Annotated in this window: 13 protein-coding genes; 6 read left to right on the forward strand and 7 right to left on the reverse strand. The window is 33.6% G+C overall.

Features of this window, described 5'->3' with window-relative positions; all coding sequences use genetic code 11:
* Nucleotides 1-24 precede the first annotated feature (24 nt).
* Nucleotides 25-1296, forward strand: coding sequence for a hypothetical protein (locus H8K90_RS08800; RefSeq protein WP_186845591.1), 1272 nt, complete (start codon nucleotides 25-27; stop codon nucleotides 1294-1296).
* Between the two features lie 695 nt (nucleotides 1297-1991).
* On the opposite strand, the gene ychF is transcribed toward H8K90_RS08800, so the two are convergent.
* From ychF to H8K90_RS08830, 6 genes are all read right to left on the reverse strand, one after another.
* Entirely contained in the window at nucleotides 1992-3086 is a 1095-nt protein-coding gene (gene ychF, locus H8K90_RS08805) for a redox-regulated ATPase YchF (protein ID WP_186845592.1), read from the reverse strand.
* A 263-nt stretch (nucleotides 3087-3349) separates the two neighbouring features.
* A complete protein-coding gene (locus H8K90_RS08810; RefSeq protein ID WP_186845593.1) occupies nucleotides 3350-3721 on the reverse strand; it encodes a hypothetical protein in 372 nt (123 codons plus the stop codon).
* Nucleotides 3722-3724: 3 nt separating this feature from the next.
* Complete coding sequence (locus H8K90_RS08815; protein WP_186845594.1) at nucleotides 3725-5245, reverse strand: PIN domain-containing protein; 1521 nt, start codon at nucleotides 5243-5245, stop codon at nucleotides 3725-3727.
* Between the two features lie 155 nt (nucleotides 5246-5400).
* Nucleotides 5401-5580 (reverse strand): hypothetical protein, encoded by a 180-nt coding sequence (locus H8K90_RS08820; RefSeq protein WP_186845595.1) that lies wholly within the window; start codon nucleotides 5578-5580, stop codon nucleotides 5401-5403.
* Between the two features lie 110 nt (nucleotides 5581-5690).
* Entirely contained in the window at nucleotides 5691-5909 is a 219-nt protein-coding gene (locus H8K90_RS08825) for a hypothetical protein (protein WP_186845596.1), read from the reverse strand.
* 21 nt (nucleotides 5910-5930) lie between these two features.
* Nucleotides 5931-6425, reverse strand: coding sequence for a DinB family protein (locus H8K90_RS08830; RefSeq protein WP_186845597.1), 495 nt, complete (start codon nucleotides 6423-6425; stop codon nucleotides 5931-5933).
* Nucleotides 6426-6724: 299 nt separating this feature from the next.
* Here H8K90_RS08830 and H8K90_RS08835 point away from each other — a divergent pair, with 299 nt between their 5' ends.
* Nucleotides 6725-7687, forward strand: coding sequence for a helix-turn-helix transcriptional regulator (locus tag H8K90_RS08835; RefSeq protein WP_186846185.1), 963 nt, complete (start codon nucleotides 6725-6727; stop codon nucleotides 7685-7687).
* 60 nt (nucleotides 7688-7747) lie between these two features.
* Here H8K90_RS08835 and H8K90_RS08840 read toward each other — a convergent pair whose 3' ends face one another.
* Nucleotides 7748-8101, reverse strand: coding sequence for a 4Fe-4S dicluster domain-containing protein (locus tag H8K90_RS08840; protein ID WP_186845598.1), 354 nt, complete (start codon nucleotides 8099-8101; stop codon nucleotides 7748-7750).
* Between the two features lie 193 nt (nucleotides 8102-8294).
* Here H8K90_RS08840 and H8K90_RS08845 point away from each other — a divergent pair, with 193 nt between their 5' ends.
* The 4 genes from H8K90_RS08845 to H8K90_RS08860 all read left to right on the forward strand — a co-directional run bounded on the left by H8K90_RS08845 (nucleotide 8295) and on the right by H8K90_RS08860 (nucleotide 12392).
* On the forward strand, nucleotides 8295-9353 hold the full coding sequence (locus H8K90_RS08845; RefSeq protein WP_186845599.1) for an acyl-CoA reductase: 1059 nt from the start codon (nucleotides 8295-8297) through the stop codon (nucleotides 9351-9353).
* Between the two features lie 113 nt (nucleotides 9354-9466).
* A complete protein-coding gene (gene serC / locus H8K90_RS08850) occupies nucleotides 9467-10528 on the forward strand; it encodes a 3-phosphoserine/phosphohydroxythreonine transaminase (RefSeq protein WP_186845600.1) in 1062 nt (353 codons plus the stop codon).
* A 118-nt stretch (nucleotides 10529-10646) separates the two neighbouring features.
* Nucleotides 10647-11597, forward strand: a complete 951-nt coding sequence (locus H8K90_RS08855; RefSeq protein WP_186845601.1) for a D-2-hydroxyacid dehydrogenase — start codon at nucleotides 10647-10649, stop codon at nucleotides 11595-11597.
* Between the two features lie 162 nt (nucleotides 11598-11759).
* Entirely contained in the window at nucleotides 11760-12392 is a 633-nt protein-coding gene (locus H8K90_RS08860; protein ID WP_186845602.1) for a DUF937 domain-containing protein, read from the forward strand.
* Nucleotides 12393-12556: the final 164 nt, after the last annotated feature.

The raw sequence follows: 12556 nt of genomic DNA on the forward strand, positions 1-12556 counted from the left end.
AATTAATTTTAAAACCCTTTAACTATGAAACGGATTCTATTTTTATTTGCAGGTTTAGTTGCTTTAAGCACTACTGCATTCGCAACCAACACAACAACAGCAGAAGCAGAAGCTTCAATTAATACCTATGTGAGAGGTTATGGTAATTCTTTCATATTTACAGAAGGTGGCATTGAATTCTCAGTATATAGAGATGGTCAGTTCGATTTTTACATCCCAAATTATGGACCAGATGTAAGCTTAGGAATTAATACACCAGGTTTTTCTTTGAGTTTTAACTCTGGTTACGATTACAACCCTTATGTACAGTACGATAGTTTTGGAGCTATTATTCAGATTGAAAACACACCTATATACTATGATTTTTATGGTCGTGTTAATCAGATAGGAGATATCTTCATTAACTACAACAGTAGAGGGCGTATAACAAGATTGGGTGGATTAAATGTGTATTACAGAAACAATGTATTTTGGAGATACGATGGCTACATTAACAGCTTTAACAGAGTATATGTTTACAGACCATGGCACAGATTTTACGCTGTACCTTCGGTAAACCTATGTATTGTAAACGTAAATCCTTACAGACAGTTTTATACACCTGTTAGACATATTTACTACAGACCATATAGAAACAATGTAAGATATTACAATGTAAACGGTAGACGTGGAAATGGACATGTTGCTAGACGTAACGTATCAACAAGAATAAGTGAGAGATATGCACAAAAACCTAGAAACAAAAGAGAGCGTAGTATTAGAGATCGTGTACAACGTAACAATACAAGAATTGCAAGCACAAGAGCAACACGTTTAAAAGAAACTAGAGCTACGTCTACAAGAACATCTCGTAGTAACAGTACAACAACAAGAACTACGACAAGACGTGGTGGATCTGATAAAGCCATAAAAACGCGTTCTAACAAGAGAGTTACAACTCCTACTAGAACATCTAGAAGCACAAGTGCTACAACGAGATCTAATAAAAGAGTGACAACACCTACAAGAACAACACAACGTTCTAATAAGGTAACACCAAATAGAAGTACTCGTAAAAATGTGACCCAAAGACGTTCTACTGTGTCTAATAAAGTAGAGAGTAGAAAAAGTACTTCGGTTAGAAAACCAAAAGCAACGCAATCTCGTACATATAACAAAGCGAAGTCGCAGAGCTCAAAACAAAGAAGTACAATTCAAAATAAAAGACAATCATCGTCTGTAAAGGCAAGATCTAATTCAAGTAGAAAAAGCAACCAAAGTTCTACAAGATCAAGCTCAAGACGATCAAGAGGATAAAAACGATTTTTTTTGGTTGGTTAGTAGAAATTCCGCATGATGTATGCCTCAGAGCACCTTGCGGAATTTCTCATTATAATTCCCACGAAAGTGGGAATCTTTTTATTGAGAGATTGCCATACTTCCACTACGCTCAGTTTGATAAACAGCCAAGCAAACAAATCTAAAAGTCTTGGTCAAGAACTTAATAGCATTACAATCTTATCATATTGCCTAATGCCGTTAAAGATTGTACAGACTAAACAAAACAATATTGATGATACATAAAAGAACTTTATCCTAATATCTAAGATTACAGCTAAAAAAATATGAAAGCATAAATTATTTAAAAAGAAGGTAAAGCTTAAATCGAATATTTCATTTCTACCAAAAACATCTTGAATTATCGCCTGAAAACCATACATCGGAAGCATTGAACAAATAAAAATAATCCAGCTTCCAAAAAATGAAATATCATTTATCTGATTTAATAGCGGAAATTTCTTTGATTCAATTGATCCAATTAGCATCCCAAATATGTATTTAACTGATCATTCTAATGACAGAAGCTAGTCTTGTTTCTAACAGCAAAGCGGTCTTTATTTAATGTAAATAAACACTTTAATTAAAATAGTGTAACACTCAACTTAATAACCAATTAAACAAATAAACACCTAAACAAATAAACGACTAAACAATTAAACGCCTAAACAGTTCTACACATTAAACAAAAAGTGCATCACATCACCATCTTTAACAATGTAGTTCTTCCCTTCTACGCGCATTTTACCAGCTTCTTTTACTTTAGCTTCGCTTCCGTATTGCACATAATCATCGTAAGCAATTACCTCTGCTCTAATAAAACCTTTTTCAAAATCGGTATGAATCACTCCAGCAGCTTGTGGTGCAGTGGCACCAATGGTAACTGTCCAAGCTCTTACTTCTTTTACACCTGCAGTAAAATACGTTTGCTGATTAAGTAGCTTATAAGCAGACCTAATTAATTTTGCAGAACCTGGCTCGTCTAATCCTATATCAGCCAAAAACATTTGACGCTCTTCGTAATCGTCTAACTCATTAATATCGGCTTCTGTACCAACAGCTAAGACCAACACTTCTGCGTTTTCATCTTTAACAGCCTCGCGTACGTTTTCTACATAAGCATTACCAGTTGTGGCAGCACCTTCATCGACATTACATACATACATTACAGGTTTGTCTGTAATAAACTGTGATGGTTTTACGTAGTCTTCGTAATCTTCTTCCGAAAAATCTAAAGCTCTTACCGAAACACCTGCTTCTAAGTTCTCTTTAATTTTATTAAGAATTGCTTCTTCTTTTTGCGCTTCTTTATTACCAGTTTTAGCAGCACGCTTTACTTTATCTAACTTCTTTTCAGCCGTTTCTAAGTCTTTTAACTGCAATTCCATATCAATGGTTTCCTTATCTCTAATAGGATCTACCGAACCATCTACATGGACAATATTATCGTTATCAAAACAACGCAATACGTGTAAGATAGCGTCAGTCTCTCTAATGTTTGCTAAGAATTGATTCCCTAAACCTTCACCTTTAGAAGCTCCTTTTACCAAACCTGCAATATCAACGATTTCTACCGTTGCTGGCATTACACGTTCTGGGTTTACTAATTCTTCTAGTTTTTGAAGTCTTGGATCTGGTACATTAACCACACCAATATTAGGTTCTATGGTACAAAACGGAAAGTTAGCACTCTGCGCTTTGGCGTTAGATAAACAGTTAAATAAGGTTGACTTTCCTACGTTTGGTAATCCTACTATTCCGGCTTTCATATTAATTTCCTGCGGAAGCAGGAATCTCTTTTTAATTAAACTTAATTTCTCTTTTTAAGAGATTGCAAATGTAGTTAATTCGTGGAATAGTTTGTTTAAAAGTTTTTGGAATAAATTGGTTTGGGATTTAGGGTTGTGGTTATCGGTCTTTCGTATGGTTAGTTGCGTTTTTAAGCAACTAATTTACCAAACAAATCATAGATAGAAAATCTGCTAGGACTTTTGCAAGTATGCTATAAATAGCACGTTATTGCAATAGTGTTTTATTTTACGTATGCAAATGATTGTGGTGGATGTAAATTATAATCCGCTTTCAAGCATTTTGGTTCTTTATATTTTATCTTATTCTTAACTTGAATGGCGAATCCTTTTTCTCTCTCCGAAAAATATTCATAAAAAAAATCTTCTGTAATTCCCGAATGTTCTTTTGTCAAGTTCCAAAGTGTTTCGAGGTCATTATTGAAGATTTTACCGATTTCAAATTCGCCAATTACTTTTTGAACAGGCGATGATGCATAAACTATTATAGATTTTACATTATTATTTTTAAAAATGGCCTTTCTAAATTCAAATTTTTTAGAGCCATCAAAAATCTTAAAGGCAAATTCTGGTTTAATTGATAAAACGACTTTCATATTTTATTTTCGGTTATAAGCAAAATTAACTAATTTATTAAATTGATTATTATTTAATTCTATAAATCCACGTGGCATATTCATAATGTCAGGAATTACGCCAATTCTGTTCAAATCATTAAGCGTTGGCTTTGGTGTCGGAAAAGAGTGAGCGTAAAGAAACTTTATAACAAAAGGTCTGTATTTGGGATATTTATTCCACCAGTCTTTCTCTAAATCATTCTTTTTAATCATTGTTCTTCTGAAACAGGCTTTATAAAATTCATCAAAAGATGCAAATCCGCCGATTACTTCTTCTACAATACAAATTGAAGTTACTGTACTTGAATATTTTTTCGGCTTTGTATCTCCCATTCTGTAAACAATAATGATATCTCCTGGTTGTAGATGCCTGTCTTTAGAATGTGAGATATATACTTTTCCAATTCTATTACGATGTGGTTCGTTTTCTGTATATTTTGTTTCGTCTTCTCTAGTATTAATACTGTCTGGAAATAATTCAGTATGATATTGAGGTTCTATTTTGATTATATACTTTCTTGTATCTCTCGAAAAAAATGGAAAAGAAAGCTTTGGTTTATTAATTTCAATTGGTTGCGATTTTCCAAAAGGTCTTGTTAAAACAATTTCATCTCCATTTTTTGTAGATTTTATTCCGTGTTCTACAAATCCCCAACCTTTAAGCATATCTATTAGCTGACCTTGCTCTGGCCTTTTATCAAATATAGTTACATATATTTCATCAACTTTATATTGAATAGCATTATCAAATACAATTTTCAAGAATCTTTCTCCAATTTTATATCCGTTACTAATTACCTTTAAAGTTCCAATTTTCAGTCTTTTTTTCTTGTCGAATATTGGTTTTATTTCAGAGTAATTTTCCGTTTTTTCTTCAACTTTTATGTAAAGAAATGCAGTTAAATTATTGTCGCTGTAACATACATAACAAACTTTGTCAAATTTTGATTTAAACCAATTATCAAATTCATTATAATCTTCTCGGAAGCTATCAAAAAAGTTGTCATTAATATCCACTTCTGCGAAGTCAGCTTTTTTAACTGCTAGAACGTTGTATTGAACTAAATCTGGATTTTCAGATGTGACTTTTTCTAGAAATGTCTGAATCTTAAATACTTTGTCAGAAAGTCCAAGCCTAGAAGCTTTAGCGTGTATTTTTTTATCCTGTGTAATTAATAAATCTATTCTGCTTTCATAGATTTCGTTTAACAGATGGGTGTCATTAATATCATTGTCATTTACGTCAAATTCGGCACTTATATTTTGTACAGTTCCCGAAAAGGGAAGTTGATGCTTAATTCTATTATAACTATCTAATTTTATTGAAAAAGTCTCAACTACTTGTTTATTCTGATAGGAATCGATTTCAGATATTGTTATTGGATGAATATATTTTTCATAATGTAACTTATCAATCCAATTAAATAATTGTCCAATATCGTGTTCAACAACTCTGTTCGCTTCTCTGTGAATAATTATGTTAGTATCTAAAAGTACTTTCATTTATTGATAGTTCTTGGTTTATTCACATTATTGTCAACTTTAGTAATATAAGTCCACTTTAACACTTCAGCTACGCTAAGCTGCAGACTTATATTACTAGTTAAACAAAGCTACTTTTAAAAAACCAAGAAGTCAATACGTAACTTTACGTATTTTTAAGACTTATCATCTTTAGAATCTTGCTCTTTTTTATGCATGGCGCTACCAAGACCAGCACCAATAGCAATACCAACACTTAGCCATAAACCCATATTATTTGTTGCAGCACCAATTGCTGTACCTATAGCCACTCCCATGGCTATACTCATGGCCAATTTATTTCCTTTGTTTTTCATATCTATTTAATTGATTCGTTATACTGTATTAGTGCACTTTATGAGCAAATGTTACAAAATAAAAAATCCCAAGCCAATGACTCAGGATTTTCACATTTTAAGGACTAAAACTAATGCAACTCTTCGCAATAAAAACCGTGCATGCCTAATAAGCCCAACACCGATTCTGGTTGTAGATGGTTGGTTTCTACTCTAAGAATATTGTCGCAATCTTCTAAATCGAAATTAAAGACATCGCTTTGCTTCATGAGCTTATTTAAAAGTGGATGCAATTTCTTTGCCTCTTGGTTGTTAGAAATAGAGGTTTTAAAGACGAGTACTGTTTTCATTTATTCTGAGATTCAATACAATTAATCGCGCACATAAAATAATGGTGGCTCTATACCTAAAGCTCTTAAATACACATAACCTTGTGCTCTATGGTGTATTTCGTTTTCAATAAAATAGAAAATCTGCGACCATACAGTGCCTTCGTACTGCCCAAATAAAATGACGTTTTCTTGAAACTGCTCTGGTTTTAATTGTGCCCAATAGGTATTAATAGCGTCTGTGGTGTCGTCCCAAAGTTTTAAAAAAGTGGCTTTTTTGTTATCGTGCTTAAAGTCTTCGTTAAAAGCTTCGCGTTTGCCTTCTACGATTTCTTTAAGTCCTGGTACTCCAATCGCTAAAAGTTCCATCACCATATTGGCAAATGGTCGCATACCTCCTATGGTATGATTAAAAAAAGCATCTTCTGGAAAGGCTTCTATGGTTCTGCGCGTTACACGTCTGTGTCCTTGCCAATGTGCTAATAATTCTGCTGGTGTAATAACTTGTGATACTGCAATGTTTGTGGAGTTTTCCATGATAAAATATGTTTTGGTTATTAATTATGAAGCAAATTTAAAAGTGGGTTGTGACAGCAGTATGTCAGCAGTAATTTTTAATTATGAATTTAATTTTCAAGTAGCTTATTTTCAATGCTTTAAAATTTAAAAAAGTTATTTTTTATAGCTACTGACAATGGGTTGTCACCAAGGCTTTAGTTCTTTGCAATAACCAACCAATAGCATTTAAAACATGTAGTGCTATGACAAAACTTAAAACGTATTTTAAAAAACAGATAGATCTTAAATCCTATATTTGGGAGATATGTTATGCCATTATGAGTACAGATACCATTAAACGCTTCGACCGTATTGTTGCCATCCTAGTGCAATTACAATCTAAACGCATTGTTAAGGCACAAGAACTAGCGGATAGTTTTAATGTAAGCCTACGGACCATTTACAGAGATGTTAGAACCTTAGAAGCCTCTGGTGTGCCGATTATTAGCGAAGCTGGTGTGGGTTATTCTATAATGGAAGGTTACCGTTTGCCTCCTGTAATGTTTACGCGCGAAGAAGCGAGTAGCTTTGTAGCTGCAGAAAAACTGATGCAAAACTATGTGGATAAATCTTTAGGCAGTTACCATGAGTCTGCTATGCTAAAAATAAAGTCTGTATTAAGAGGTCGTGAAAAAGATTGGATTTCTGCCCTAGAAACACAGATCACTGTAGATCCTTCGCAACAATTATTTAATAAGGATTTGCCTAATGCTTTAGAGATTTTGTTTGAAAGCATTGCAGAACGTAAACAGTTTTTTTTAAAATACCATTCCTTACAAAGTGAGCATCCTTCTGAGCGTCATATAGAACCTGTTGGCTTGTATCACGAAAACAACTTTTGGTACCTCCTAGGATTTTGCCACTATCGCAACGATTACCGACAGTTTAGAACCGATAGAATGCTAGCTATAAAACGAACAACAATTCCGTTTACTAAAACACATGGCAATTTAGAAGATCATCTCAACAAATCGCAAACCGAACTACCCAAAACTAAGGTGGTGATTTTAGTGGATAAAACTGTTGCCAGATATATTAACAACCAAAAGGCAAAGCATGGTTTTATTTCTGAAAAAACTATAGGAAACCAAGTAGAAATGACCTTTATGGCAACCTACCTTAAAGATGGTTTTGCCAGGTGGTACATTATGTTTGCAGATTATGCAGAAATTGTAGAACCCGAAAGTTTAAAGCAAGATATTAAAGCTATATTGAAAAGAGCTGCAGAGCGGCTAGAATAAGTTGAAAAAAAATCCCAAGCGAAGAGCTCAGGATTTTAAATCTATAAAAAAGGTATTTAATTAACCTTCTGGATGCATAAAGCGTTGCTTACCTAATAATTCTTCTTCAGTTTCTACCACATCTTCATCTGGCACACAACAATCAACTGGGCAAACCGCTGCACATTGCGGTTCTTCATGGAAGCCCATACACTCGGTACACTTATCTGGAGCAATGTAATAAACTTCATCGCTTATAGGCTCTTGCGTTTCGTCTGCATCAACTTCTTTTCCGCTTGGTAAAACAACTTTACCCTTTAGGCTTGTACCATCAGCATAACGCCAATCGTCGGCACCTTCGTAAATAGCAGTATTAGGACATTCTGGCTCACAAGCACCACAATTAATACATTCGTCTGTGATTATAATTGCCATAGTATTTTATCTTTTTAATCAATTTTTAATAATGAGAAAGCGCTTCTATTGCATTCGCTTTTAAACTAAGTATAAGTTACAACTTAAACCCAGCTCATTTCTTTTTGTTTATGTAATTTTGCATTCACTTATATTCATATCCATGAATGAAGTTGCAAAAATAGAGCCAAAACATCGTATAACCAAACACTAGATGGATTTACAACAAAGAATTAACGCTTTTACAAAATTAGGTGCATTTTTATGTCAATTTACAACCAATGGCATTGAAAAAGACGATTCCGTTATCGCCAATGATTTGTTTTTTGATGGCTTTAAGCACCAAATAAAATTAGCGAAAGAACATAACGGTTGGTTTACCGAAAAAAACATTTTATTTAGTTTAGAGTCTTGGTCTAAAGCATTGACTAACAATAACATTAACCTTTGGACGAGCAAGTATAACTTTAACATACAAAACCCAAAGACAGTAGCCATTATTATGGCAGGAAATATTCCATTAGTAGGCTTTCATGATTTTTTATCTGTGCTTATTACGGGTCATAATGTATTAGTAAAGCAATCCTCAAACGATAAGCACCTTCTCCCCTTTTTAGCTAAGTATTTAGAAATTGTAGAACCAGAATTTAAAGGCAAAATAAAATTCACGGAGCAAAAACTAGAAGATTTTGATGAAGTTATTGCTACCGGAAGCGATAATACAGCTCGTTATTTTGAATACTATTTTAAAGATAAGCCTTCAATAATTAGAAAAAACAGAAATTCTGTTGCCATACTAACGGGTAACGAAACACCCGAAGAATTAGAAGCCTTATCTAATGATATATTTAGATACTATGGTTTGGGCTGTAGAAATGTTTCAAAACTCTTTGTACCAAAGGGTTATAATTTTGATGCCTTTTTTAATGCCATCTACAAATGGCATCCTATCATTAATGAAGCAAAATATGCAAACAATTACGACTACAACAAAGCCGTGTATTTAATGAGCGAATTTGATATGCTAGAGAATGGTTTTATGATGATAAAGGAAGATGAAAGTTACGCCTCACCTATCGCCACGCTGTTTTATGAACATTACGATTATATTGAAAATTTACAAAAAAAATTGCTCACGGATTCCGACAAAATTCAATGTGTAGTTGCTCATGGATTTTCTGATGATGAAATAAGGTTTGGTGAAACCCAAAATCCTCAACTTTGGGAATATGCGGATAATGCAGATACTGTTGAATTCTTGTTAAAAAGATAGCCCAAAAATTATCATTTTCGTAACAAATAATACCCAATTAATTAGCACCTTTGTAGCTGCTTAATAGAAACATAAATAGATTTCCGATTTTTAGGAAATTAAAATAAATTTTCATGAAGAAACATAATTTTAGCGCAGGTCCATGTGTACTACCAAAATCTGTAATGGAACAAGCTGCAGCAGCAGTATTAAATTTTGACGAAGGACTTTCTCTTTTAGAAATATCGCATCGAAGCAAACCTTTTGTAGATGTAATGGAAAACGCAAGGTCTTTAGCACTAGAATTACTTGGTCTTGAAGGTAAAGGCTATAAAGCGTTGTTTTTACAAGGAGGTGCAAGTTCTCAGTTTTTAATGGTCGCTTTAAATCTTTTAGAAAAAAGAGCAGGTTATTTAAACACAGGAACTTGGGCAGATAAAGCGATTAAAGAAGCTGAAATATATGACGATATCTACGAAGTAGGTTCATCTAAAAATGCTAATTATAATTATATACCAAAGGGTTACGATATTCCAGATGATTACGATTATTTTCACTGTACATCTAACAACACCATCTTTGGTACACAAATGAAAAATTTTCCTAACTCACCAATACCAATGGTATGTGATATGAGTAGTGATATTTTTTCGCGTCAGTTAGATTTTTCTCAATTTGATTTAATCTACGCTGGAGCGCAAAAAAATATGGGTCCTGCTGGTACAACGCTTGTTGTTGTAAAAGAGGATATTTTAGGAAAAGTATCTCGTAAAATTCCATCTATGATGGATTACAAAGTACATATCAGCAAAGGCAGTATGTTTAATACTCCACCAGTATTTGCAGTTTATGTGTCTATGCTAACTATGCAATGGTTAAAAGATTTAGGTGGTATTAAGGCTATTGAAGAAGAAAACGAAAAGAAAGCTAGACTTATCTATTCTGAAATTGATTTGAATCCTTTATTTAAAGGCTATGCAGTAAAAGAAGATCGTTCTAACATGAATGCTACTTTTACTTTAGAAAATGAAAATTTAAAGGAAACATTTGATGCTATGGTTAAAGAAGCTGGTATCAATGGTATCAATGGACACAGAAGTGTTGGTGGATATAGAGCGTCTATGTACAATGCCTTAACTTTAGATAGTGTTAAAGCACTTGTAGAGGTTATGAGCGAATTAGAAAGTAAAGCATAAAAATAGTTTGCAGTAAGTCAGTTGCAGTTTGCAGTGCTTACTCTAACTTAAAAAATAAATTAATTTAAAGTTTAGAGTTGACTTTTCAACTTTAAACTTTTAAACTTTTAAACTTAAAATGAAAGTATTAGCAAACGACGGAGTTTCTCAAAGTGGTATAGACGCTTTAGAAGCGGCTGGTTATGAAGTATTAACAACAACAGTGGCACAAGAGCAATTAGAAAACTATATCAACGATAACGACATTTCGGTGTTATTAGTAAGAAGTGCTACAACGGTAAGAAAAAATATTATTGACAACTGCCCTAGCCTTAAAATTATAGGACGTGGTGGTGTTGGCATGGATAATATCGATGTTGATTATGCACGTAGCAAAGGCTTACATGTGATTAATACACCAGCAGCGTCATCGCATTCTGTTGCGGAATTGGTATTCGGTCACTTTTACGGACTAGCACGTTTCTTACATAACTCAAACAGAGATATGCCATTAGAAGGCGATGCTAACTTTAAAGGTTTAAAGAAAGCTTACGCAAAAGGTACTGAGTTAAAAGGTAAAACTTTAGGTGTTCTTGGTTTTGGCCGTATTGGTCAGGCTACAGCTAAAGTAGCATTAGGAGCAGGAATGAAAGTTGTTGCTTTTGATCCGTTTTTAGAAAAAGCTGACTTACAATTAGACTTTTTTGATGGTCAAAAAGTGAATTTTGAAATCAAAACAATTTCTAAAGAAGATGTTCTTAAACAAGCAGATTTCTTAACGTTACACGTACCTGCTCAAAAGGACTATGTAATAGACGAAGCTGAGTTTAAGCAGATGAAAGATGGTGTTATTATTGCCAATGCAGCTCGTGGTGGAGTTGTAAATGAAATAGCACTTGTTAAGGCTATTGAAAATGGTAAAGTATCTAGAGCGGCTTTAGATGTTTATGAAAAAGAACCTAAGCCAGAAGTTCAGTTATTAATGAATCCTTCGTTATCATTAACACCACATACTGGTGCTGCTACCAACGAAGCACAAGATAGAATTGGTACTGAACTAGCTGAGCAGATAATTAGTATTCTAGGATAGATTTCTGCCTTTGCAGGAATGACAGTTTCATTTGATTTTCAAAGTTTAATTTTGAAAGTTCTTTTAAAAATGTGACCTAAGTAAATAAAATGAGTCCTACTAACGTGGGACTTTTTTTGTACCTTGAAAAACTTAAATTATTAATCTTAATTATATATAAAAATGGCAGGAATTTTAGACTTATTAAACAGTGACTTAGGAAAAACTATTATCAGTGGTGTTTCTGGTTCTACAGGAACAGATCAAAATAAAACAAGTAGTGTATTAACTATGGCATTACCTGTACTTATGAAAGCTATGGAGCGTAACGCTTCTACTCCAGAAGGTGCTCAAGGACTTATGGGAGCTTTAAATGGCAAACATGATGGTAGTATCCTAGATAACCTTAGTGGTTTATTTGGTGGTGGAGTTGACGATGAAGTTAAAACTGATGGCTCTAAAATTCTTGGACATGTTTTAGGAGGAAGACAACAAGGTGTAGAACAAGTAATTAGCCAAAAATCTGGATTAGATGCAGGTTCTGTAGGTAATATTTTAAAAGTGGCTGCACCAATTTTAATGGGTGTTTTAGGTAAACAAGCGCGCCAAAATAATGTAAGCTCTCAAAGTGACTTAGGTGGTCTTTTAGGAGGTTTACTTGGAGGTAGCGAAACTAAGAACGAGCAGAGCTTCTTAGAAAAGATATTAGACGCTGATGGAGACGGTAGCGTTATCGATGATGTTGCAGGTATGGTACTTGGTGGCGGAAAGAAAAGTGGATTAGGTGGTCTTTTAGGAGGCTTATTCGGAAAATAATTTTCTTTTAATATTATTGAAAAGCAGCTCTAAAATGAGCTGCTTTTTTTATTTCTACTTTTTTTATAATGATTTAACTACCTATAACGAAGGCTTTACTCATTCATAAAGCTACTTAACCAATTGGTTATTTGATATTCACTATTTAAAGCATTGATTTGTAG

This window comes from Winogradskyella echinorum, assembly GCF_014297365.1.
GTDB classification, from domain to species: Bacteria; Bacteroidota; Bacteroidia; order Flavobacteriales; family Flavobacteriaceae; genus Winogradskyella; species Winogradskyella echinorum.

Bases quoted from the DNA above. Each gene is read 5' to 3' on its own strand.
- ychF (WP_186845592.1), bottom strand. From the start codon at position 3,086: ATGAAAGCCGGAATAGTAGGATTACCAAACGTAGGAAAGTCAACCTTA.
- H8K90_RS08840 (WP_186845598.1), bottom strand. From the start codon at position 8,101: ATGGCAATTATAATCACAGACGAATGTATTAATTGTGGTGCTTGTGAG.
- H8K90_RS08820 (WP_186845595.1), bottom strand. From the start codon at position 5,580: ATGAAAAACAAAGGAAATAAATTGGCCATGAGTATAGCCATGGGAGTG.
- H8K90_RS08800 (WP_186845591.1), top strand. From the start codon at position 25: ATGAAACGGATTCTATTTTTATTTGCAGGTTTAGTTGCTTTAAGCACT.
- H8K90_RS08845 (WP_186845599.1), top strand. From the start codon at position 8,295: ATGGATTTACAACAAAGAATTAACGCTTTTACAAAATTAGGTGCATTT.
- H8K90_RS08855 (WP_186845601.1), top strand. From the start codon at position 10,647: ATGAAAGTATTAGCAAACGACGGAGTTTCTCAAAGTGGTATAGACGCT.
- H8K90_RS08860 (WP_186845602.1), top strand. From the start codon at position 11,760: ATGGCAGGAATTTTAGACTTATTAAACAGTGACTTAGGAAAAACTATT.
- H8K90_RS08835 (WP_186846185.1), top strand. From the start codon at position 6,725: ATGAGTACAGATACCATTAAACGCTTCGACCGTATTGTTGCCATCCTA.
- H8K90_RS08830 (WP_186845597.1), bottom strand. From the start codon at position 6,425: ATGGAAAACTCCACAAACATTGCAGTATCACAAGTTATTACACCAGCA.
- H8K90_RS08810 (WP_186845593.1), bottom strand. From the start codon at position 3,721: ATGAAAGTCGTTTTATCAATTAAACCAGAATTTGCCTTTAAGATTTTT.
- H8K90_RS08825 (WP_186845596.1), bottom strand. From the start codon at position 5,909: ATGAAAACAGTACTCGTCTTTAAAACCTCTATTTCTAACAACCAAGAG.
- H8K90_RS08815 (WP_186845594.1), bottom strand. From the start codon at position 5,245: ATGAAAGTACTTTTAGATACTAACATAATTATTCACAGAGAAGCGAAC.
- serC (WP_186845600.1), top strand. From the start codon at position 9,467: ATGAAGAAACATAATTTTAGCGCAGGTCCATGTGTACTACCAAAATCT.